The organism is Phenylobacterium kunshanense (assembly GCF_003254525.1).
Lineage (GTDB): Bacteria > Pseudomonadota > Alphaproteobacteria > Caulobacterales > Caulobacteraceae > Phenylobacterium > Phenylobacterium kunshanense.
The window spans coordinates 119,460-140,860 of sequence record NZ_QFYS01000004.1; the positions used below are offsets into that span (position 1 = coordinate 119,460).

Sequence of the window (21,401 nt, forward strand, 5' to 3'; positions counted from 1 at the left end):
GCGCCCGGCTTTCGGCTACATGCGCGGCATGTTGGTGTTCTGGGCCGCGGCTGGTGTGCTGACCGCCATCGCGGCAGGTCTCATCCTGATGCGCGCCGCCCGCGCCGCCGGTCAGGCCGCCGCGGCGGATCCGACGCCCATTCTCTATCGCCGCCAGCTCGCCGAGATCGCCGATCTGGCCGACCGCGGCCTGATGGGCGAGGCCGAGCGGCGCAGCGCCGAGGCCGAGGCGGCCCGCCGACTGCTGGCCGCCGCCGACGCGCCGCAGCAGGCCTGGAGCGCCGATCCGCGCGCCCGCCGCTGGGTGCTGGCCGGGGGCGTCGCCGCGCCGGCCATTGCGCTGGGCCTCTACCTCACGCTTGGCGCGCCCGGCTACGCCGACCAGCCCTATGCCGAGCGGCTGGCCAGCTGGCGCCAGGCCGACCTCGAGAGCCTGACGCCGCCCCAACTCGCCGCCGTGCTGAAGCAGGTGACCCGCGAGCGGCCGGACGACCCCGAGGGCTTCCGCTACCTGGGCCTCGTCCAGGCGGCCGCCCAGAACCCTGTCGCCGCCGTCCAGGCCCTGCGCCGCGCCGCCGCGCTCGCCCCGCAGCGGGTGGATATCTGGCAGATGCTGGGCGAGGCCGAGATCGTCGAGGCCGGAGGCAAGGTCGACGCCGACGCCCAGGCCGCCTTCCGTCGCGTGCTGGAGCTCTCGCCAAAGGATCCCGGCGCACGCTTCTACCTGGCCAACGCCAAGGCCGAGGCCGGCCAGCGGTCCGAGGCCGCAGGTGAGCTGCGCGCCCTGTTGGACGAGATGCCTGCCGAGGACGATCGCCGCCAGATCGTGGCCAAGGCGGTCGCCGAACTGGAGGGGCGTCCAGCCCCGTCGGTCGACGCGGGTCAGCTTGCCATGATCCAGGGCATGGTTTCGGGGCTCGCGGCGAGGTTGGATGCCGATCCCGACGACCCGGAGGGTTGGGTGCGGCTGGTTCGCGCGTACGCCGTCCTGGGCGAAACCGAGAAACGCGACGCCGCCTACGCGAGCGCCCGGGCGCGCTACGCCGGCGCGCCGCAGGTGCTGCAACAGTTGGACGAGGCCGCCCGCGCGGAGCCGATGCGATGAGTTTCCTTCCAAAATCCCGCAAGGCGCGCACGCGCCTGCTGCTGCTGGCCGTGATCTCGCCCGTGGTGATCCTGGCGGTGGGCCTGACCCTCTGGGGAATGCGGGACTCGATCTCGCTGTTCTACACGCCGTCACAGGCGGCCGAGGCCAAGCCGGCGCCGGGGCGGGCGATCCAGCTCGGCGGGCTGGTGGCGGCCGGCTCCGTCGTGAAGCATCCGGACGGCCGGGTCGAGTTCACGGTGCAGGACAAGATCGCCGCCGACCGGGTGGTCTATCAGGGCGACCTGCCGGACCTGTTCCGCGAGGGGCAGGGCATCGTGGCCGAGGGATCGTACCGGGCCGACGGTGTCTTCGAGGCCAAGCGCGTCCTGGCCAAGCATGATGAGACCTACATGCCGAAGGAGGTCGCCGACGCCCTGAAGGAGCAGGGCGAGTGGCGTCCGGAGGGCGCGCCTGCGCCCAGCTACGGCGGCCGGACCGGCGGTCCCACATGATCGCAGAGGCCGGCGCCTTCGCGCTGATGCTGGCGCTGGCGCTTTCGGTGGTCCAGGTCGGCCTGTCGGCGGCGGGCCGGGCCCGGCGTTCGGCGGCCCTGGCCGGAGCGGGCGAGGGCGCGGCGCTGGCCGCGTTCCTGGCCGTGGCCGTCGCCTTCGCGGCCCTGATGCACGCCTTCGTGGTCTCGGACTTCTCGGTCGCCAACGTGGCGGCGAACTCCCACTCCGAGAAGCCGCTGCTGTACCGCGTCGCCGGAACCTGGGGCAGCCACGAGGGCTCCATGCTGCTCTGGTGCCTGGCGCTTACCGGCTTCGGCGCGGCCATCGCCGGCCTGGGACGCACGCTGCCGCAGGGTCTGCGGGCCGTGACGGTGGCGACCCAGGGCCTACTGGGCGTGGTGTTCCTGGCCTACACCGTCTTCGCGTCGAATCCGCTGGCGCGCCTGGCTTCTCCGCCGGCCGAGGGACGGTCGCTGAACCCCCTGCTGCAGGACCCGGCGCTGGCGGTGCACCCGCCGTTCCTCTACGCGGGCTACGTCGGCCTTTCGGTGGTGTTCTCGCTGGCGGTCGCCGCTCTGGTCGAGGGGCGCGTCGACGCCGCCTGGTCGCGCTGGGTGCGGCCCTGGGCGCTGGCGGCGTGGAGCATGCTGACCGTCGGGATCACCCTCGGCGCCTTCTGGGCCTACTACGAGCTGGGCTGGGGCGGCTGGTGGTTCTGGGATCCGGTGGAGAACGCCAGCTTCATGCCCTGGCTGGTGGCCGCCGCCCTGCTGCATTCGGCGATCGTGACCGAGAAGCGCGGGGCCCTGGCCGGCTGGACCGTCTTCCTGGCGCTGGCGGCGTTCAGCTTCTCGATGCTGGGGGCCTTCCTGGTGCGGTCCGGGGTTCTGACCTCGGTCCACGCCTTCGCGGTGGACCCGACGCGGGGCGTGCTGCTGCTGATGATCCTGGGGGCGACCGCGGGGCTCGGGTTCAGCCTGTTCGCCTGGCGCGCGCCGAGCCTTGGGCGCGGCGGCATGTTCGCGCCGATCAGCCGCGAGAGCGCGCTTGTGATGAACAACATCCTGCTGGCCGCGGCGACGGCGACGGTGCTGCTGGGGACGCTCTACCCGCTGATCCGCGAGGCGATGACGGGGGAGGCGATCTCCGTCGGTCCGCCCTACTTCAACCTGACGTTCACGCCGCTGATGTCGGCGATGCTCGTCCTGCTGCCCGCCGGACCATTGCTGGCCTGGAAGCGAGGCGACGCGCGGGGTGTGGCCCAGCGCCTGTGGGTCGCCCTGCTGATCGCGGCGGCGTCGGGCCTCGCCACCATCGCGCTGGTCAGCCCGAAGAAGGCGTTCGGGGCCCTGGGCGTGGCGCTCGGCGCCTGGCTGATCGCCGGGGCCCTGGCCGAGATCGTCGAGCGCACGCGGGCGTTCCGCGCGCCGGCGGCAGAGACCTGGCGGCGCCTCGTCGGCCTGCCCCGCGGGGCCTGGGGGATGACCTTGGCGCACCTTGGCCTGGGCGTGTTCGTCCTCGGCGCGGTGTTCGAGACGACGTGGAAGATCGAGGCGGCCGAGGCGCTGCCGGTGGGCGGACGCCTCACCGTGGGGGCCTATGAGCTGAAGCTGGACGACGTCCACCCCGTGTCCGGTCCCAACTACGAGGCCGACGAGGGCAGGATCACGGTCACCCGCGACGGCGCGTTCGTGTGCCGCGTGACGCCGCAGCGCCGGCTCTACACCGCCGGCGGCCAGACCACGTCCGAGGTTGGGCTCTGCTACCGGGGGACCTCGCACATCTACCTGGTGCTCGGCGAGCGGCGCGAGGGCGGGACGTATCTCGTCCGCGCCTACTGGAACCCATGGGCCAGCCTGATCTTCGCCGGGCCGGCGATCATGGCGCTGGGCGGCCTGGTGTCGCTGACGGACCGACGCCTTCGCCTGGGGATCGGGCGCCGCCGGGAGGAGCGGGCATGAGACTTCGCGCGCTCCTTGCGGCTCTCGCGGGCGTGGCGTGCCTTGCGGCCGCGTCGGATCCGGCCGAACGACTGCCCGATCCGGCCCAGGAGGCGCAGGCGCGGGAGATCTTCAAGGGCGTCCGCTGCCTCGTCTGCCAGAACGAGTCGATCGACGACAGCGATGCCGAACTGGCCCAGGACCTGCGGCGGATCGTCCGGGAGCAGGTGAAGGCGGGGCGGAGCGAGACCGAGATCAAGCGGTTCCTGACCGATCGATACGGTGAGTTCGTGCTGCTGACGCCCAGCTTCTCGGCCGGGAACCTGCTGCTGTGGGGCGGACCGTTCCTGGTGGTCCTGGCCGGCGCGGCGCTGCTTCTGCTGCGCCTGCGGAGCCGGACGCCGGACGCCGAGCTCAGCGCCGCGGAGGCCGAGCGGGTCCGCCACCTGGCGGAAGAAGAACGGGCTCCCTGACAACTTCCCGCCAAACTCTCGACGTTAAGCGGAGCCAGGGTGACCTAAACGTAACTTGAGGGGCGTTGCACTTCGGTGCATCCGACCTAGGTTGTTTGGGCGCGATCCCTCCCGATCGACGGCGGGTTTCGCGCGCAGGGAAACGAAGGCTTATGAGTTCGAAGAAGAACGGGTACCTCCTGGGCGCCGTCGCCGGCGCCGGTGTCATGGCCGCGGCGGTGGCCGGCGCAGGGATGCGCCTCCCCGCGGCCCATGCCGAGCAGCCGATGGCTGGCGGCGTGATCAAGGCTTCCGCGACCCCCATCTTCGCGCCGCCTCCGGGCGCGCCGATGTCGTTCGCCGACATCGTCGACCGCGTTTCCCCCGCCGTGGTGTCGATCAACGTGACCAGCCGGGTCGATCCGGCCCAGCTGCGTCAGATCCCCGGCCTTCCGTTCGTGCTCCCTGGCCCTCGCGGTGGCGGTGACGACGATGGGGAGGACGAAGACGGCCGCAACGGGCGTGGCCAGCCGCGCCTGCCGACCCAGCAATCCTCGGGCTCGGGCTTCTTCATCTCGGCCGACGGCTACATCGTCACCAACAACCACGTGGTCGAGAACGCCGAGACCATCAAGGTCGTCCTGAAGGACGAGACCGAACTGGAGGCCGAGATCGTCGGCCGCGACGAGGCCACCGACCTGGCCGTGCTGCGGGTCAAGAGCCGCCGGGGGCCGTTCCCGTTCGTGAGCTTCGAGAACGCCGGCAAGCCGCGCGTGGGCGACTGGGTCATCACGCTGGGCAATCCGTTCGGCCTGGGCGGCACCGCCACGGCCGGCATCGTCTCGGCCTACGGCCGTGACATCGGCGAGACTTTCGTCGACTACATCCAGATCGACGCGCCCATCAACCGGGGCAACTCGGGCGGCCCGACCTTCGACATCTACGGCCGGGTCATCGGCGTGAACACGGCGATCTTCTCGCCGTCAGGCGGCTCGGTCGGCATCGGTTTCGCGATTCCCGCGGAGGTCGCCGAGACCGTAACCCGCCAGCTCATCGCCGGCGGCCGCGTGGAGCGCGGCTATATCGGCGCGACGATCCAGAACTTCACCGCCGAGATGGCCGAGGCCCAGGGCCTGGGCGACCAGAAGGGCGCGATCGTCTCGGACATCAGTCCCGGCGGTCCGTCCTCGCGCGCCGGGGTGCAGGTGGGCGATATCGTGGTGGCCGTGAACGGCGTCTCCGTGAAGAGCTCGTCCGACCTCACGCGGCAGGTGGCGCGCGTCCGCTCCGGCGATGTCCTGAAGCTGGACGTGATCCGGGAAGGCAAGAAGCGCGTCATCGAAGTCCGGTCGGGCGTGCGCCCCTCCGAGCGCGAACTGGCGGCCAACGACAACTCGGACGGCGCCGCCACGCCGCCTGGGGCTGCTCCGGGCGCGCGGGCGCCAGTGCTCGGCATGTCGCTGGCGCCGCTCGATGAGGCGACGCGCAACCGGCTCAACCTGCCGGCCGATGTCCGCGGCGCGGTGGTGGAAAGCGTGGAGCAGGGCTCTGACGCGGGCTCCAAGGGGCTGCGCCGGGGCGACATCATCACGCGGGCGAACGACCGCGCGGTGGGGGCGCCGGCCGACCTCGCGGCCGCCGTCGACGCCGCCAAGAAGGCCGGCCGCACCAGCGTGCTGGTGGGCATCCTGCGCAACGGCCGGACCGCCTTCCTGCCGCTGAAGATTTCGGGGTAGATTCCCCACTCAGCAGGGGCGGGGAATCAGATGCGGATCCTGATCGTCGAGGACGACCTCGAGGCGGCCGAGGCCATGGCGCGGGGCCTGACCGAGGTCGGCCATGAGTGCGCCCGTGGCGCCGATGGCGAGGAAGGCCTCGCTGCGGCCCGAGCGGGCGAGTTCGACGTGATGATCGTCGATCGCATGATGCCGCGGATGAACGGCGTCCAACTCGTCGAGACTCTGCGTCGCGAGGGCGACCGCACCCCGGTGCTGTTCCTTTCGGCCCTGGGCGAAGTGGGCGACCGGGTGGATGGCTTGCAGGCGGGCGCCGACGACTATCTCGTGAAGCCCTATGCCTTCGCCGAGCTGATCGCGCGCATCGAGGCCCTGGCTCGCCGTCGCGACACCGGTTCGGTCCAGACCCTGCTGAAGGTGGGCGAGCTGGAGATGGACCTCATCGCCCGCACGGTGCACCGCCAAGGCAAGGAGATCGACCTCCAGCCTCGCGAGTTCCAGCTCCTGGAATTCATGATGCGCCACGCCGGCCAGTCGGTGACCCGCACCATGCTGTTGGAGAAGGTCTGGCACTACCACTTCGACCCGCAGACCAACGTCATCGACGTCCACATTTCGCGGCTGCGGTCCAAGATCGACAAGGGCTTTGACCGCCCGATGCTGCAGACCGTGCGGGGCGCGGGCTACCGGCTGGACGCCTAAGCGCGCGCCATGGCGGTGCGCCTGCCCCGCATCTTCCGCACCACGCCGTTCCGGCTGACGCTGCTGTTCGTGATGCTGTTCGCGAGCGCCGCGTTCGCCTTCCTGGCCTACATCTACGTGGCGACGGCCGGCGAGGCGACGCGGCGGACCGAGCGCGAGATCGTTCGCGAGATGCGTTCCCTGGTGGATGTCTACGACCGTGCGGGCGTCGATGCCGTCAACCAGTCGCTGATCGAACGGGCCGCCAGCGAGAAGCCGTTCCTCTACCTGTTGCTGACCAAGGACGGCCGCCGCATCTCGGGCTCCATCGAGGAGAGTCCGGTCGAGAACTTCACCGGCGCCCCGGCCTGGGCGACGTTCCAGGTGACCGACGAGACTCCGGACGGCCGCGAGGTGAAGCACCCCGCGCGCGGCATGCAGCAGCAGCTCCACGGCGGGGAGATCCTCTTCGTCGGCGCCGACGCGGGCGAGGACGAGGCCTATGTGGCGCGCGTCTCGCGGGCGCTGTGGGCCTCGGTGGCCCTGGTGGTCCTGCTGGGACTGGGCGGCGGCCTGCTGGTCAGCCGCAACGTCTCGCGCACGATGGTCAACCTGATCGAGGTGGTGGAGCGGGTGCGCAACGGCGAACAGGGTGTGCGCGCCCGGGTTCGGGGGGCCAAGGACGAGTTCGACGAGCTGGCGCAGGGCGTGAACGAGATGTTGGATCGTCTCGAGCGATCCATGGCCGGACACAAGCACGCCGGAGACGCCATCGCCCACGACCTGCGCTCGCCGCTGACCCGCCTGCGGGCGCGGCTGGAAACGGCCTATCTGGACGTGGAGTCCGGCAAGGGCGACCCGACCCAGGCCCTGGCCCAGGCGCTGGAGGACACCGACGGGGTGCTGAAGACCTTCGGCGCCGTGCTGTCGATCGCTCGGCTGCAGGCCGCCGGCGCCGCGCCCGACCCGGTGCTGTTCGACCCCGCCGATCTGGCCGCCGACATCGCCGAACTCTACGAACCCTTCTGCGAGGAGAAGGACATCGACTTCTCGGCCGAGCTCGCCAAGGACCTGACGGTGCGCGGCAACCGCGAGTTCCTGGCCCAGGCCCTGGCCAACATCCTCGACAACGCCGTGAAGTACACGCCGGCGGGCGGGGCGATCATGCTGCGGGTGCGGCGGCGCTCCTCGGGCGAGGTGGAGTTCTCGGTGACCGACACCGGCCCCGGCGTACCCGAGGAGGACCGCGAGCGCGTCATCCAGCGGTTCGTTCGCCTGGAGAACAGCCGGAACGAGCCCGGCGCGGGCCTTGGGCTGTCACTGGTCGGCGCGGTGGCCGAGGCGCACGGTGGCCGGCTGGAACTGTCCGAGGGACCTGGCAAGGTCGGCGAGATGGGCCCGGGCCTGCGCGTGGCCTTCATTCTGCCCAGGGCCTGACGCACTCGCCGGTTCGCGTGCGCCGCGCTAAAGCTGTCGCCGCAGTTGTGGGGAACAATCGATGCGAAAGATCCTAGTGCGCCTGATGGCGGTGGCGCTTGTCCTCGCCGCGCCTTCAGCCGCGGCGTCCGAGCCGGTGAAGATCATCGATGTGATGGTTCATCCCTACTACGACGCCGGCATCCTGTCCGGTGGCCGCCGGATGGTCCAGGTCGGACGCGACTTCGACGCCTTGCTCCAGTCGGACCGGCGCGAGGATGTGGCGGCCGCGCGCGACAAGGTGCTCGCCCATCCGGAACTCATCACCCCCATGACCATGATGGTCCTGGCGATCCGCCTGTACGACGTGGGCCTGCGCGACGACTCCGTCTTCTGGTTCTACGTGGCAAAGGACCGCTGGAGCACGCTGTCCGACACCATCGATGTCTCGGGGCCGGCCTTCGGCGGCGCCGAGGAGGCGGTGAAGAACTTCGCCTATCTCGCCGGGCCGTCCATCAACGGCTACGCCTTCTGCGACGTCGGCAAGCAGCAGGCCGCCCGCGTGCGAGCGGTCGATTGGGTGGAGCAACATCCCTATCAGGTAATCTTCTCGGACAGGCTTCCGGCCCTTCGCGGCGACCGGCGGGCGAACCTGGCGCGGTCGATCGCCGGGCTCCGCAAGGAGGTGGCCGAGGAGCGTGCCTATCTCTCCGATCCGAAGAAGGTGGCGGCCCTCCGGGCGGCGCGACAGCAGAACGGCGCTGACGCCAGGTACTGCTGGTAGGCTTCAGCGGCGCTGGAGGCCCGCCCGCCGCCGCCAGACCAGTCCGTCGACGGCGAAGCGGCCCGGGCCGTGAGTCGCCAGGAGCAGGCCGATCAGCACCAGCGCCAGCGACGGGAACGAGGCCCGCAGGCCGGCATGGTGGTCCACCATGGCGATCGCCACCACGAAGTTCGCGGCGCAGAGCAGGCCGGCCCAGCGGGTCAAGGCGCCGAGGATGAACGCCAGGCCGCAGGCGAACTGAAGACCGCCGTCGAACGGCGCGAGCAGCTCGGGGTAGGGGAAGCCAAACTGCTTCAGGAAGGCGACGAACTTCTGCATATGCTCGGCGCTGGTGATGTTGTCCCAGACGCCCCAGACCAGGAACCCGCCCACGCCGATGCGCAGCGCCAGCAGCGCGGCGTCGGCGCCCCTGGCGAGACCGTCCAGCCGAACCAGTCTCGAGATGTTCACGCGTGCGCCCCCCTGGCAGATGGGCGAGGTTGAGGACGCGCACGCCATGAGGTCGACTTAAATGTCCGTAATCGCCGACGCCCTCCGCCCTTGCGGCCCGGTGCTGGACGCGCGGGCGGCCGAGCGGGCGCGGGAGATCGTCGCGGACGCCGTATGGTCTCCGGAGCTGGAGCGCGCCTGGCCCGCCCTGGAGCCGGTGTTCGGCGCCTCGGCCTATCTGGCGGGCCTCGCGCGCCGAAATCCTCAGCGGCTGGCCGACCTGCTGGCCAGCGATCCCGATCGGCGCCTGGAGGACATCCTGGCGCGTACGGCGGCGGTGGGGGAACTGCTGCCCGATCAGGCCCAGGCGCCGCTCAGGCTGCTGAAGCAGGAGCTCCACCTGCTGACCGCCGTGGCCGACCTGGGTGGCGTCTGGGACCTGGACCAGGTGACCGGCGCCCTGACCCGCTTCGCCGACGCGGCGGTGGCGGCGTCGCTGATGTCGGCGGCGCGCGGCGAGGTCGATGCCGGACGCCTGAAGCGCCTGGGCGAGGGCGAACAGGGACCCGTGCCGGGCTGGTTTTGCATCGCCATGGGCAAGCAGGGCGCGTTCGAGCTGAACTACTCCAGCGACATCGACGTCTCGGTCTTCTTCGATCCCGAAGTGCTGGTCGAGGTGATCGGCGAGGGCGTGGAACTCCAGGCTTTCGCCGTGCGGCTGACGCATCGCGTATCCGAACTGATGCAGGCCAAGACCTCGGATGGCTATGTCTTCCGCATGGACCTGCGCCTCAGGCCCGACCCCTCGTCGACGCCGCCGGCGGTGTCGACGCCGGCGGCCCTGGAGTACTACGAGACCGTGGGCCAGAACTGGGAGCGCGCGGCCTTCATCAAGGCTCGGCCGTGCGCCGGAGACCTGACAGCGGCGCGCGCCTTCCTCGGCGAACTCATCCCCTACATATGGCGCAAGAACCTCGACTTCGCGGCCATCGCCGACATCCATTCCATCAAGCGCCAGATCCACGCCCACAAGGTCGACGAGCGGGTCTCGGCCAAGGGCGTCGACCTGAAGCTGGGGCGGGGCGGCATCCGCGAGATCGAGTTCTACGTCCAGACGCAGCAGCTCATCCTGGGCGGTCGACACCCCGAGCTGCGCAGTCCGCGGACGCTGGACGCCCTTGAGGCGCTCAGGGCGGCGGGCCACGTGACGGACGCGGCCGCGCACGACCTGACGGAGAGCTACCATCTGCTCCGGGCCGTCGAGCACCGCATCCAGATGCTGGAGGACGAGCAGACGCACAAGCTGCCGGAGTCCGACAACGATCGACGGCGCGTCGCGGCCCTGACTGGCTCCGAGCCGCTGCGCAGCTTCGACGCGCGGATCACGCGGACGCTGAAGACCGTCAACGCCCGCTACGGCGAGCTGTTCGCCGAGGAAGAGCAGCTCTCGTCGCGGTTCGGCAGCCTGGTGTTCACCGGCGTCGACGACGACCCCGAGACCCTGGCCACCATCGCCCGAATGGGCTTCACCAACCCACCCTGGGTGTCGCAGACCATCCGAAGCTGGCACCACGGCCACGTGGCCGCGACGCGGACCGAGCGGGGCCGGGAGCTGTTCACCCGCCTCGCGCCGCGCCTGCTGGAGGCGGCCCATGCGACGGGCGCGCCGGACGCGGCGTTCAACCGCTTCTGCGACTTCTTCGGCGGCCTGACGACCGGCGTGCAGCTCCAGTCGCTGTTCCTGGCCCAGCCGAAGCTGTTCGAACTGGTGGTCCAGGTGCTGGCCTTCGCCCCGCGCCTCGCCAACACCCTGGCGCGGCGGCCGGCGGCGATCGACGCCATGCTCGACCCGGACTTCTTCTCGCCGATCGAGATCGAGAACGAGCGCGCCGATATGCAGCGGGCCGTGGCGCGCGCCGACGGATTCGAAGCCGCCATGGACGTGGTGCGGCGGGTGCATCGCGAGCAGGCGTTCCGCGTCGGCGTGCAGGTGATGAGCGGCGCCGCGACGGCCGAGGTCGCCGGCCGGGCGTTCGCGGACCTCGCCGACCTGTGCATCGAGGTGCTGGCGCCGGCGGCGCTGGCCGAGGCGGTGCGGATGGGCGGAGCCTTCCCCGGCGAGGTGGCGGTGGTCGCGCTGGGCAAGTGCGGATCGCGGGAGATGAGCGCCTCGTCCGACCTGGACCTCATGACGCTCTACCGGGCCGCCGACCCGGCCGCGATGTCGGAGCTCAAGGGCTGGGACGCTTCGGCCTTCTACGGCCGCTTCACCCAGCGGCTGATCGCGGCGCTGTCCAGTCCCACGGCGGAAGGGCAGCTCTACGAGGTCGACATGCAACTTCGGCCGTCGGGCACCAAGGGCCCGGTGGCGGTGAGCGCGTCGGCCTTCGACCGCTACTACGAGGGCGAGGCGGAAACCTGGGAGTTCCTGGCGCTGACCCGGGCGCGGGTCGTCTGGGCCACGTCCGACGCCTTCGCCGCCGATGCCCGGGCCGCCGTGGAGCGCGCGCTGCGCCGGCCCCGGGACCGCAAGGCCACCGTTCGCGACGTCCGTGAGATGCGCGAGCTGCTGGAGCGCGAGCGGCCGCCCAAGGGGGATTGGGACCTCAAGCTCAGTCCCGGCGGCCTTGTGGACATCGAGTTCGCCGTGCAGTTCCTGCAGCTGGCCCACGCCGCGGATGGCGGCCCGCTGGCTCCCAACACCGCCCAGGCGCTGGAGGCGGTGGGCGCGGCCGGCTTCGTCGGCGAGAAGTCGCTGGCGGCGCTCGCCGACGCCTGGCGGCTGCAGCAGAACCTGACCCAGCTTCTGAAGGTCGCCCTGGGAGACGACGCCGATCCGGCCCAGGAGCCCAAGGCGCTGCAGGCCTTGCTGGCGCGGGCCGGCGAGGTGAAGACGTTCAAGTCGCTGGGCAAGCGGCTCGCGGAGGCGCAGGCCGCCGCCCGCGCCGCCTATCTCGAGGTGGTGAAGGCCTGACGACGGAATTCCCACGTTGCTGCGTGGAAGAGGTCAGGGGGCGTTTTGACACCCGAGGCTACATGAACCGCTTTCTTCTCTTCGCCGCCGCGGCGGCGCTGATCTCGACCACCGCGCAGGCCCAGCCCGGGCCGGGGCGCGAGCGCCCGAACTTCGACCGGGACAGCGACGGCAAGGTGACGCTCGCCGAGTTCAAGGCCGCCCGCGCCGAACGCCAGGACCGGATGTTCGCGAGGCTCGACGCCGACAAGGACGGCAAGGTCACCCAGGCCGAGGCTGACGCCGCTCACAAGCAGGCGGAGTCCATGGGTCGAAAGGGCCGCGGCCACGGCCCCGGCGGCATGGTGATGCGCTTCGACGGCGACAAGGATGGCGCCGTGACCCGCGCCGAACTCTCCGCCGGCGCCGAGCGCCAGTTCCAGGCGATGGACGCCAACAAGGACGGCTGGCTCTCGAAGGAGGAGCTGCTCACAATGCGGCAGAAGATGCGTGGCGGTCCGGGGCCCCGATAGCCCGGCCGCCCTTTCGGTCGAGGCCAGGTTTGGGAGACTCCGACGACGAGCTCCTGTCGCGCGTCGCGGCCGGCGATCCGGCGGCGGCGCGCGCGCTCGTGGCGCGCAAGCTGCCGCGGCTGCTCTCGCTCGCCGGGCGGATGTTGTCCGATCCATCCGAGGCCGAGGACGTGGCGCAGGAAGCCTTTGTGCGGATCTGGAAGCAGGCGCCCAAGTGGCGCCCCGGTGCGGCGCGTTTCGACACGTGGCTGCACCGGGTGGCTCTGAATCTCTGCTACGACCGCCTCCGTCGCCGCCGCGAGGTGGCCACCGCGAATCCGCCCGAACAGGCAGACGAGGGCCCCGGGCCGGACAGGGGACTGCAGGCGCTCGACGCTGGACGCCGCGTAGCCGAGGCGCTGGGCCGGCTGCCCGATCGGCAGCGCGAGGCCATCGTGCTCTGCCACTATCAGGAGCTGGGCAACATCGAGGCGGCTGATGTGATGGGCGTCAGCGTCGAGGCGCTGGAGAGCCTGCTGGGCCGGGGGCGCCGCTCGCTGCGCGCGGCGTTGATGGATCTGAAGGAGGACGCATGACCAGGGACGGCATGACTCCGGAACGTTTTGAAACCCTGGCCGAGGCCTTCGGCGGGAATGTGGATCGCTGGCCGACCGCCGAGCGGACCGAGGCTTCGCGGCTGATCGCCGCCGATCCTGCATGGACCGGGCGGGTCCTGGCGCGCGCCGACGAACTGGACGCCATGCTGGCCTCGGCCGCCCTGCCGGTCGCGTCCGGCGCACTTGTCGACCGGATCGTCGCCGGCGCGCCCCGGGCGCGGCCGCGGTGGCCGGCTTGGCTCGCGCCCGCGGGCCTGGGAGCGGGCCTGGCCGCCGCCTGCGCCGCCGGCGTCATGCTCGGCATGCAGCTGGCTGCGCCACAGGGCGGGGGCGAGGCGCTGATGACCGCGGCCGACGATGAATTCAGTCTCTATCTCGACGAGGGCGCGGGATGAACCGGACGACGCTTCTGGCAGGCGGGCTGTTTGTCTCGCTGGCCCTCAATGTCTTCATCGGCGGCGCCTTCCTCGGCTCGCATTTGGCGGGGGGGCGAGGCGGCTCCCACGAGCCGCCGGCGCGGGGCCGCAACCCGGTGGCCCTGGCCGTTCGCGACCTGTCGCCCGAGGCCCAGTCCGCCTGGCGGGCCGGCAGTCCCGCCTACCTGCGCGAAGCCGTTCCCAAGGGGCGGGAGGCGCGCCGGCTGGCGCGCGAGACGATGCAGGGATTTGGCCACGAGCCCTTCGATCCGGACGGCGCCTTCGCCAAGCTGAAGCGGGCTCGCTCGCTTGAGTACGAGGCGCGCGTGGCGATGGACCGGAGGATCGTCGACTTTGCGGCCGGGCTGCCCGCCGAGGAACGTGCGCGTTTTGGAGAGGCGCTGGCTCGCCCGGCTCTAGGCCGCGGCGGCGCCGCTGATCGCCGACGGGCGGCTCTGCCGGACGGGTAGGGCGAAGCTGGCGGTGGTTCCCTGGCCCGGCGCGCTCTTCAGGTCCAGCAGACCGCCGTGCATCTCCACCAGGGCCTTCGTGAGCGCCAGCCCCAGGCCGGTGCCCTGGGTGGTCTTGGAATGCTGGCTCTCCACCTGTTCGAACGGGCGGGCCAGCCGCTCCAGATCGTCCGCAGAGATGCCGATGCCCGTGTCCTGCACGCTCACCTTCACCCGCTGCCCCAGGGGATCGTCGCGCAGCTCGGCGCGGACGACCACCCGACCGCCGCGCGGCGTGAACTTCACGGCGTTGGACAGCAGGTTCAGCAGGACCTGCTTCACGGCGCGGTAGTCGGCCTCCACGTCCGGCAGGTCGCCGAAGTCGACGCCGATGCTCAGCCCGGCGGCCTCGGCTCGGTTGCGCACCAGTCGCAGGGCGTCCTCGGCGATCTCCTCGACGGAGACGGGCTCGAACCGCAGGGTGAACTTGCCGGCCTCGATCTTCGACATGTCGAGGATGTCGTTGATCAGCGCCAGCAGGTGCTGGCCCGAACTCAGGATGTCACGGGCATAGTCCCGGTAGCGGGGATCGCCCAGCGGCCCGTACATCTCGGCCGACATTATCTCGGAGAAGCCGTTGATGGCGTTCAGCGGGGTCCGCAGCTCGTGGCTCATGTTGGCCAGGAACTCGCTCTTGGCGGCGCTGGCGCCCTCGGCGCGGATCTTCTCGGCCTCGTACTTGCGGGCCAGTTCGGAGAGCTGCTCCTGGCTCTGCTCCAGGTTGATGACCGCGCGGCGGAGCTCTTCCTCCTTGATCCGGCGCGCCTCCTCCTGGGTCTTCAGGACGGTGATGTCGGCGGCCGTGACCACGAGGCCGCCCTCGGCGGTGGGGCGCTCGGAGATCTGCACCCAGCGCCCGTCGGTCAGTTCCGCCTCGCGGACGCCGCGGCGTCCGCCGGGGGCCGGATACTCCTGGCGGATGGCCAGGCGGGCGGCCCGTTCCACCTGCTCGCGGCCGACGCCGGTGCGCAGCAGGTCCGCTTCGAGCTGGAAGTAGCTGCGGAAGTTCTTGTTGCACATCACCAGCCGGCCGTTGCGGTCCCACAGGACGAAGGCTTCGGACGTGCTTTCGATGGCGTCGCGCAGCCGGCCCTCGGCGGATTGGGCCCGCGCCTGAGCCAGGCGCTCCTCGGTGACGTCCAGGGCGACGCCGATGATGCGGGCGAAGCCGCCCTCCGGGCTCTCGCCGAAGCCCCGGCCGCGGAAGTCGATCCAGACCGGCCGCGCGCCGGCCAGGGGCGGCACCCGGAACGAGACGTCGAAGTCGCCATAGATGGCCGCCGTGGACAGCGCCTCGCGCATGTCGTCGCGATGGCCTGGAGCCACGCGTTCCAGGACCTGCTGGCCGTCCACGAGGCCGGTCCGCCAGCCGAACAGCGCGGCGGTGACCTCGGACATGAAGATCTTGTCGGTGGCCAGGTCCCATTCCCAGATGCCGCAGCGCGCGGCCTCGACCGCCATGCGGAACCGCTGTTCTGAATCCGTGCGCGCGGCCTGAACGCGCTCCAGGCGTCGCATCTCCAGGATCAGCAGCACCCCCAGGGCGATCGCTGCGCCAAGCGGGACGAGGAACCAGGCCACCAGTTCGACGGCCTGCGGCGCGAGGTGGACGAACCGGGGCACGCCCAGCCCGGCGATGATCGCCAGCAGGCCGATGATCACGAAGATGGCCGGCCGGGAATAGCGTCGCGCGGACGGCGCACGCCGATGGGCGCGCCGCTCGGGCGTCACCCCAGCGAGACTCTGGCCCTCGCGTCCGGCCAAGGCCGCTGCTCCCTTCCCGTTCCGCACCCCCGACGGGCGGTGCGTCACTCTAAACCGATTGAGGCCCCGCGGTCATCGCAGGGTTAATCACATCAGTTGAGGGCCCGAGTGGCCAATTCGTAAACATTCTTCGAAAGTCCCTCGACCGCGACGATGCGTTCGAGCTGAGCCTTCATCAGGGCGCCGAGTTCGGGCTTCAGCCGCCGCCATCCGCCCAGCGGATCGACGAGCCGGGCGGCGGTCATGGGATTGAAGCCGTCGACGGCGATGATCTGGTCGGCGAGGAACCGGTATCCGGCCCCGCTGGGATCGTGGAACCGGACGGGATTGAAATTGGCGAAGCTGGAGACCAGGGCCCGCAGCCGGTTGGGGTTCTTCTGGTCGAAGGCCGGGTGGGCCGTCAGGCCGAGGATGCGGCCCAGCGCGGTTTCGGAAGGGTCGCGGCCCTGGAGGGCGAACCACTTGTCGATGACCAGCGGCTCGTCCTTCCAGCGGGCGTAGAAGTCGGCCAGCGCCTCTTCGAACGCCGGCCCGCCGATCAGCATCAGGGCGTTCAGGCCCCCGATCTGGTCGGTCATGTTCACCGCGGCCCGGAAGTGGCCAAGCGCGATGTCGGCGACGTCGTTGCGCGGGTTGGCGGCCATCAGTTCCAGCGCCGCATTGCGCAGGGCCCGGCGACCCGCCCCGGCGGCGTCGGGCGAGAACTCGCCCAGGTCCTGCAGTCCGGTGTGCAGGCGGCGCAGCTCGGCGTCGAGATGGAGGGCGAGGCGCAGCCGGAGCGCCTCGCGGGCGTCGTGGAGAGCGCCGGGATCGACGGGGCTGCGCATGAGCGCGAGATCGGTCTCGGCCGGGAGGGCCAGCAGCAGCGCCTTGAAGGCGTTGTCCGATGCCTGGTCGTTCAGCGCCCGGCCGACGGCCTCGGCATAGCGCTCCTCGCCCACCTCGTTGGGCTTGCCGGCGGCGCGGCTCAGGATCAGGTCGGCGGCAAGGTCCTGCCCGGCCTCCCACCTGTTGAACAGGTCCGGATCGGCGGCGAGCTGGACGTAGCGCTCCTTGGGCTCGGCGTCGGTCTTCATGACGACCGGGGCCGAGAAGCCGCGCAGGGCCGAAACCACGGGCAGGCTGTCGACGCCGGTGAGCGTGACCTTGACCTCAGGCTGGTCCAGGACGATCACGGTCTCGTCCATCGCCTGGCCGTCCCGCTCGAAGGCCAGGGTGCGCCCCTCGTGGTCCAGCAGACCCAGCGTCACCGGGATCGGCAGCGGCCGCTTGGTTTCCTGGCCGTTGCTCGGCGGGGTCGCCTGGGTCAGGACCAGCTCCAGGGTGCGGGCGGCCTCGTCATAGGTCGCCGACAGAGTGATCCTCGGGGTGCCGGCCTGTTCGTACCAGGCGAAGAAGTCGCCGAGATCCCGGCCGGAGGCTTCGGCGAAACACTGGATGAAGGCCTCGACCGTGGTGGCCTCGCCGTCGTGGCGGTCGAAGTAGAGATCCATGCCCTTCCGGAAGGCGTCCGCCCCGATCAGGGTCTTCAGCATCCCGATCACCTCCGAGCCCTTCTCGTAGATGGTCGCGGTGTAGAAGTTGTCGATCTTCATGTAGCTGGACGGCCGCACCGGGTGGGCCAGCGGGCCCTGATCCTCGGAGAACTGGCGCATCCTCAGCACCTTCACGGCCTTGATGCGCTGTACCGCCTCGCCGCGCATGTCGGCGCAGAAGCCCTGTTCGCGGAAGACGGTGAGGCCCTCCTTCAGGCAGAGCTGGAACCAGTCGCGGCAGGTGATCCGATTGCCGGTCCAGTTGTGGAAATATTCGTGGGCGACGACCGCCTCGATCCGCTCATAGTCCACGTCCGTAGCGGTGGCCGGATCGGCCAGCAGGAGCGAGGAGTTGAAGATGTTCAGCCCCTTGTTTTCCATGGCCCCGAAGTTGAAGTCGCGGACGGCGACGATCATGAAGAGGTCGAGGTCGTACTCGCGGCCATAGGCCTCCTCGTCCCACGTCATCGAGCGCTTGAGCGCATCCATGGCGTAGGCGGCGCGGGGCGCCATGCCGGGATCGACGTAGATGCGCAGGTCGACGGTCCGGCCGCTCTTGGTGACGAGCTTATCCTCCAGCACGTCCAGCTCACCGGCCACGAGTGCGAACAGGTAGCAGGGCTTCAGGAACGGATCGTTCCACACCGCGAAGTGACGCCCGCCCGGCAGTTCCCCGGTTTCGACAAGGTTGCCGTTGGCGAGCAGGTGGCGGAACCGGCGATCGGCCTCGATGCGGACCGTGAAGCGCGAGAGGACGTCGGGCCGATCGGGCCAGAAGGTGATCTTGCGAAAGCCCTCGGCCTCGCACTGGGTGCAGAAGCGGCCGCCCGACATGTAGAGGCCTTCCAGGGCCTTGTTGTTCTCGGGGTCGATCTCGACTTCAGTCTCGAGGGTGAAGGCGGCGGGCGGGGCCGGGATCGTCAGGAGTTCGGCGTCGATCACGTACTCGCCGTCCCCCAGGACGCGGCCGTCGATCGCGACCGATACGGCTTTCAGCCGCTCGCCGTTGAACGCCAGTGGCTCGCTGTGGTCGCCGTTGCGGCGCACCGTGAGGCGGGCTTTGACGCGCGTGGTGTTCGGCTGCAGGTCGAAGGTGAGATGGACGTCGTCCACCAGGTACGCGGGCGGACGGTAGTCGGAGAGCCGGATCGGCTGGGGCGTTTCGGTGCGCATGGCCCATCTAGGCTCGCCAATCAGGCGGCGCCAAGGCTGCGAAGCCGGGCCGAACGCCAGATGTCGCCCGGAGGGGTCAGGTAGGCGACAGACGCCGCCGCCGCCGGCGCCCATGGTGCTGGTGGGGACTGTGTGTTGGGGCTGGGGCGTTTGGCGACCTATCGGATGTATCACGTCGATGGCGGCGGCCGCCTGCGCCTGGGCGACACGTTCCTGGCGGGGACCGACGCGGAAGCCGCGGCGAGGGCCCGGCCGCTGCTGCGCGATGGTCAGGGCGCCGAGCTGTGGGATGGCGGACGGATGGCCGGCCGCTTCACCAGGGACCATGAATTCTTACCCGGCGTGAGCTGACGCGAGGTCACGCTTTTCTTGCGCCGCGGAGGCGCGCAATGCTTGCGGCCCATTGAGGAAACGCCACGCCGGGAAACGCCGGCAGGACAGGGCCCAGATGAACTTCGACTATTCCGACGACCAGAAGTTCCTGAAGAACGAGGCGCGCAAGTTCCTGGAGGCGAACTGCCCCACGAGCCGCGTGCGCAAGGTGCTGGACGACGACGCCAAGGCCTATGACGAGGCACTGTGGAAGGCCGTGGCCGAGCAGGGCTGGCTGGGCGCGGCGATCCCCGAGGCTCACGGCGGGCTGGGCCTGGGCCACATCGAGCTCTGCGCCATCGCCGAGGAACTTGGCCGCGTGGTGGCCCCGATCCCGTTCGCCTCGACGGTTTATTTCCTGGCGGAGGCGGTGATGCTGGCCGGGTCCGACGTGCAGAAGGCGGCCCTGCTGCCGAAGATCGCCGCGGGTGAGGTCATCGGCTGCGTGGCGACGTCCGAAGGCCCCGGCGTCGTGACGGCGGCCAACCTGCAGGCGACGGTCTCCGGCGGCAAGCTCTCGGGGACCAAGCTGCCGGTCACCGACGGCGATATCGCCACCCACGCCCTGGTGCTGGCCAAGGAGAACGGCCAGGCCGGGCTTTTCCTCGTCGACCTGTCCAGCGGCGTCACCCGGGAGGCGCTCCAGACCCTGGATCCGACCCGCGACGCGGCGAAGCTGACGTTCTCGGGGGCCTCCGCCGAACGGCTCGGCGCGGCGGGCGAGGGTCTTGCCCTGTTGGAGCGCATCTCCGACCGCGCCGCGGTCCTGCTGGCTTTCGAACAAACCGGCGGCGCCGACCGCGCGCTGGAGATGGCCAAGGCCTATGCGCTCGAGCGCTATGCCTTCGGCCGGGTGATCGCCAGTTACCAGGCGATCAAGCACAAGCTGGCCGACATCTATGTGAAGAACGAGCTGGCCCGGTCCAACGCCTACTACGGCGCCTGGGCGCTCAATACCGACGCGCCCGAGCTGCCGGTGGCCGCGAGCGCGGCGCGGATCGCTGCTTCCGAGGCGTTCTGGTTCGCCGCCAAGGAGAACATCCAGACGCACGGCGGCATCGGCTTCACCTGGGAGGTGGACGCCCACCTCTACTATCGCCGCTCGCGCCAGCTCGCCCTCGTGGCCGGCGCGCCGCGGGTCTGGAAGGAGCGGCTGGTCAGCCAGCTCGAGCGCAGAAACATCGCCGCCTGAGGCGCACATTGAACATGGGTCCCGGCTCGGCCTGCGCGCCTTCGGCGCTCCGTTGGCCGGGATGACGGAGATTGAAGAATGGACTTCAACGACAGCCCGGAAGAAGCCGCCTATCGCGCCCAGGTCCGCGAATGGCTCGAGGCCAACGCGCCCAAGACGCCCCTGACCTTCGAGGACATGGAGGGCGGCGGCTCGATGGCCGCGTCCAAGGCCTGGCAGGCGAAGAAGGCGGCGGCGGGCTACGCCCAGATCACCTGGCCGAAGGAGTGGGGCGGGCCGGGCGGCACGCCGATCCAGCAGGTGATCTTCAACACCGAAGAGGCGAAGTATCCGATCCCGCCGAACCCGTTCCAGATCGGTCTCGGCATGTGCGTGCCGACGGTGATGACCTTCGCCGACGAGGACACCAAGAAGCGGTTCGTCGGGCCCGCCCTGCGGGGCGAGGAGATCTGGTGCCAGCTCTTCTCCGAGCCGGCCGGCGGCTCCGACGTGGCGGCTGCGCGGACCCGCGCCGTGCGCGCGCCGGACGGGTCGGGCGACTGGATCATCGACGGCCAGAAGGTGTGGACCACCGGGGCCCAGTTCTCGAGCTTCGGCATCGTCGTCACCCGCACCGACCCGGATGCGCCGAAGCACAAGGGCATGACCATGTTCTGGGTCGACATGAGCGATCCGGGCATCGAGGTGCGGCCGATCCACCAGATGTCGGGCGGCTCGGGCTTCAACGAGGTGTTCTTCACCGGGGTGCGGGTGAAGGACAGCCAGCGGCTGGGCGCGATCAACGACGGCTGGCGCGTCAGCCTGGTGACGCTGATGAACGAGCGCCTCGCCGTCGGCGGCGCCACGGGCGCCCAGTGGAACCAGTTCCTGGAGGCCGCGCGGCAGATCACCGGCCTCGACGGGGCGCCGGTCATCAAGGATCAGGCCATCCGCGAGAAGCTTGCCGACTGGTATGTCCAGGCCGAGGGACTGAAGCACACCCGCAACCGGACCATGACCGCGCTCAGCCGGGGTCAGACGCCGGGGCCGGAAAGCTCGATCGGCAAGGTGGTTTCGGCCCTGCAGATGCAGGACCTGGCCAACACAGCCGTCGAGATGCTGGATCAGTACGGGATCATCAACGACCCCGACCTTGCCCCGCTGGGCGGGGCGTTCCACGCCTCGCTGATGATGGCGCCGGGCCTGCGCATCGCCGGCGGCACCGACGAGATCCTGAAGAACATCATCGCCGAACGCGTGCTCGGCCTGCCCGGCGACATCCGGGTCGACAAGGACGTGGCGTTCAAGGACCTGCCGACGGGGCGCTGAGCCCCGTCGTCCA

At 70.6% G+C, this 21,401-nt stretch carries 19 protein-coding genes; 16 read left to right on the forward strand and 3 right to left on the reverse strand.

Annotated elements, in window-relative coordinates; translation table 11 throughout:
* Positions 1-19: 19 nt before the first annotated feature.
* The 8 genes from ccmI to DJ019_RS10890 all read left to right on the forward strand — a co-directional run bounded on the left by ccmI (position 20) and on the right by DJ019_RS10890 (position 8,608).
* Positions 20-1,105 (forward strand): c-type cytochrome biogenesis protein CcmI, encoded by a 1,086-nt coding sequence (gene ccmI, locus DJ019_RS10855; protein ID WP_240606444.1) that lies wholly within the window; start codon positions 20-22, stop codon positions 1,103-1,105.
* Entirely contained in the window at positions 1,102-1,599 is a 498-nt protein-coding gene (gene ccmE, locus DJ019_RS10860) for a cytochrome c maturation protein CcmE (RefSeq protein ID WP_111276052.1), read from the forward strand. Before ccmI ends, ccmE begins: the two co-directional genes overlap by 4 nt.
* On the forward strand, positions 1,596-3,560 hold the full coding sequence (locus DJ019_RS10865; RefSeq protein ID WP_111276053.1) for a heme lyase CcmF/NrfE family subunit: 1,965 nt from the start codon (positions 1,596-1,598) through the stop codon (positions 3,558-3,560). The genes ccmE and DJ019_RS10865 overlap by 4 nt, the downstream gene beginning before the upstream one ends.
* Positions 3,557-4,012, forward strand: coding sequence for a cytochrome c-type biogenesis protein (locus DJ019_RS10870; protein ID WP_111276054.1), 456 nt, complete (start codon positions 3,557-3,559; stop codon positions 4,010-4,012). Before DJ019_RS10865 ends, DJ019_RS10870 begins: the two co-directional genes overlap by 4 nt.
* Before the next feature lie 152 nt (positions 4,013-4,164).
* A complete protein-coding gene (locus DJ019_RS10875; RefSeq protein WP_111276055.1) occupies positions 4,165-5,727 on the forward strand; it encodes a Do family serine endopeptidase in 1,563 nt (520 codons plus the stop codon).
* A gap of 30 nt (positions 5,728-5,757) precedes the next feature.
* Positions 5,758-6,429, forward strand: coding sequence for a response regulator transcription factor (locus DJ019_RS10880; protein WP_111276056.1), 672 nt, complete (start codon positions 5,758-5,760; stop codon positions 6,427-6,429).
* Between the two features lie 15 nt (positions 6,430-6,444).
* Positions 6,445-7,845, forward strand: a complete 1,401-nt coding sequence (locus tag DJ019_RS10885) for a sensor histidine kinase (RefSeq protein ID WP_111276258.1) — start codon at positions 6,445-6,447, stop codon at positions 7,843-7,845.
* A 61-nt stretch (positions 7,846-7,906) separates the two neighbouring features.
* Complete coding sequence (locus DJ019_RS10890) at positions 7,907-8,608, forward strand: hypothetical protein (protein ID WP_111276057.1); 702 nt, start codon at positions 7,907-7,909, stop codon at positions 8,606-8,608.
* A gap of 3 nt (positions 8,609-8,611) precedes the next feature.
* On the opposite strand, the gene DJ019_RS10895 is transcribed toward DJ019_RS10890, so the two are convergent.
* On the reverse strand, positions 8,612-9,058 hold the full coding sequence (locus DJ019_RS10895) for a DoxX family protein (protein WP_165843981.1): 447 nt from the start codon (positions 9,056-9,058) through the stop codon (positions 8,612-8,614).
* Positions 9,059-9,119: 61 nt separating this feature from the next.
* Between DJ019_RS10895 and DJ019_RS10900 the strand changes: the two genes are divergently transcribed.
* From DJ019_RS10900 to DJ019_RS10920, 5 genes are all read left to right on the forward strand, one after another.
* On the forward strand, positions 9,120-12,011 hold the full coding sequence (locus DJ019_RS10900) for a bifunctional [glutamine synthetase] adenylyltransferase/[glutamine synthetase]-adenylyl-L-tyrosine phosphorylase (RefSeq protein ID WP_111276059.1): 2,892 nt from the start codon (positions 9,120-9,122) through the stop codon (positions 12,009-12,011).
* A gap of 62 nt (positions 12,012-12,073) precedes the next feature.
* Positions 12,074-12,523 (forward strand): EF-hand domain-containing protein, encoded by a 450-nt coding sequence (locus DJ019_RS10905; RefSeq protein WP_111276060.1) that lies wholly within the window; start codon positions 12,074-12,076, stop codon positions 12,521-12,523.
* A gap of 29 nt (positions 12,524-12,552) precedes the next feature.
* Entirely contained in the window at positions 12,553-13,098 is a 546-nt protein-coding gene (locus DJ019_RS10910; protein WP_111276061.1) for an RNA polymerase sigma factor, read from the forward strand.
* Positions 13,095-13,514 (forward strand): hypothetical protein, encoded by a 420-nt coding sequence (locus DJ019_RS10915; RefSeq protein ID WP_111276062.1) that lies wholly within the window; start codon positions 13,095-13,097, stop codon positions 13,512-13,514. The genes DJ019_RS10910 and DJ019_RS10915 overlap by 4 nt, the downstream gene beginning before the upstream one ends.
* On the forward strand, positions 13,511-14,005 hold the full coding sequence (locus DJ019_RS10920) for a periplasmic heavy metal sensor (protein ID WP_111276063.1): 495 nt from the start codon (positions 13,511-13,513) through the stop codon (positions 14,003-14,005). The genes DJ019_RS10915 and DJ019_RS10920 overlap by 4 nt, the downstream gene beginning before the upstream one ends.
* On the opposite strand, the gene DJ019_RS10925 is transcribed toward DJ019_RS10920, so the two are convergent.
* Complete coding sequence (locus DJ019_RS10925; protein ID WP_276310006.1) at positions 13,952-15,808, reverse strand: PAS domain-containing sensor histidine kinase; 1,857 nt, start codon at positions 15,806-15,808, stop codon at positions 13,952-13,954. The genes DJ019_RS10920 and DJ019_RS10925 overlap by 54 nt on opposite strands.
* Positions 15,809-15,900: 92 nt before the next feature.
* The gene (gene pepN, locus DJ019_RS10930) at positions 15,901-18,516 is read right to left on the reverse strand and encodes an aminopeptidase N (RefSeq protein WP_111276064.1); all 2,616 of its coding nucleotides are present in this window, start codon (positions 18,514-18,516) and stop codon (positions 15,901-15,903) included.
* 165 nt (positions 18,517-18,681) lie between these two features.
* Here pepN and DJ019_RS10935 point away from each other — a divergent pair, with 165 nt between their 5' ends.
* From DJ019_RS10935 to DJ019_RS10945, 3 genes are all read left to right on the forward strand, one after another.
* Complete coding sequence (locus tag DJ019_RS10935) at positions 18,682-18,867, forward strand: hypothetical protein (RefSeq protein WP_111276065.1); 186 nt, start codon at positions 18,682-18,684, stop codon at positions 18,865-18,867.
* A 97-nt stretch (positions 18,868-18,964) separates the two neighbouring features.
* Positions 18,965-20,080, forward strand: a complete 1,116-nt coding sequence (locus tag DJ019_RS10940; protein WP_111276066.1) for an acyl-CoA dehydrogenase family protein — start codon at positions 18,965-18,967, stop codon at positions 20,078-20,080.
* Positions 20,081-20,158: 78 nt separating this feature from the next.
* Positions 20,159-21,388: an acyl-CoA dehydrogenase family protein gene (locus DJ019_RS10945; protein ID WP_111276067.1), complete on the forward strand. Its 1,230-nt coding sequence runs from the start codon at positions 20,159-20,161 to the stop codon at positions 21,386-21,388.
* Positions 21,389-21,401 lie beyond the last annotated feature (13 nt).

Excerpts from the sequence above, each read along its gene's own strand:
- ccmI (WP_240606444.1), top strand. The coding sequence starts at position 20 with ATGCGCGGCATGTTGGTGTTCTGGGCCGCGGCTGGTGTGCTGACCGCC.
- ccmE (WP_111276052.1), top strand. The coding sequence starts at position 1,102 with ATGAGTTTCCTTCCAAAATCCCGCAAGGCGCGCACGCGCCTGCTGCTG.
- DJ019_RS10865 (WP_111276053.1), top strand. The coding sequence starts at position 1,596 with ATGATCGCAGAGGCCGGCGCCTTCGCGCTGATGCTGGCGCTGGCGCTT.
- DJ019_RS10870 (WP_111276054.1), top strand. The coding sequence starts at position 3,557 with ATGAGACTTCGCGCGCTCCTTGCGGCTCTCGCGGGCGTGGCGTGCCTT.
- DJ019_RS10875 (WP_111276055.1), top strand. The coding sequence starts at position 4,165 with ATGAGTTCGAAGAAGAACGGGTACCTCCTGGGCGCCGTCGCCGGCGCC.
- DJ019_RS10880 (WP_111276056.1), top strand. The coding sequence starts at position 5,758 with ATGCGGATCCTGATCGTCGAGGACGACCTCGAGGCGGCCGAGGCCATG.
- DJ019_RS10890 (WP_111276057.1), top strand. The coding sequence starts at position 7,907 with ATGCGAAAGATCCTAGTGCGCCTGATGGCGGTGGCGCTTGTCCTCGCC.
- DJ019_RS10900 (WP_111276059.1), top strand. The coding sequence starts at position 9,120 with ATGTCCGTAATCGCCGACGCCCTCCGCCCTTGCGGCCCGGTGCTGGAC.
- DJ019_RS10905 (WP_111276060.1), top strand. The coding sequence starts at position 12,074 with ATGAACCGCTTTCTTCTCTTCGCCGCCGCGGCGGCGCTGATCTCGACC.
- DJ019_RS10915 (WP_111276062.1), top strand. The coding sequence starts at position 13,095 with ATGACCAGGGACGGCATGACTCCGGAACGTTTTGAAACCCTGGCCGAG.
- DJ019_RS10920 (WP_111276063.1), top strand. The coding sequence starts at position 13,511 with ATGAACCGGACGACGCTTCTGGCAGGCGGGCTGTTTGTCTCGCTGGCC.
- pepN (WP_111276064.1), bottom strand. The coding sequence starts at position 18,516 with ATGCGCACCGAAACGCCCCAGCCGATCCGGCTCTCCGACTACCGTCCG.
- DJ019_RS10935 (WP_111276065.1), top strand. The coding sequence starts at position 18,682 with ATGTATCACGTCGATGGCGGCGGCCGCCTGCGCCTGGGCGACACGTTC.
- DJ019_RS10940 (WP_111276066.1), top strand. The coding sequence starts at position 18,965 with ATGAACTTCGACTATTCCGACGACCAGAAGTTCCTGAAGAACGAGGCG.
- DJ019_RS10945 (WP_111276067.1), top strand. The coding sequence starts at position 20,159 with ATGGACTTCAACGACAGCCCGGAAGAAGCCGCCTATCGCGCCCAGGTC.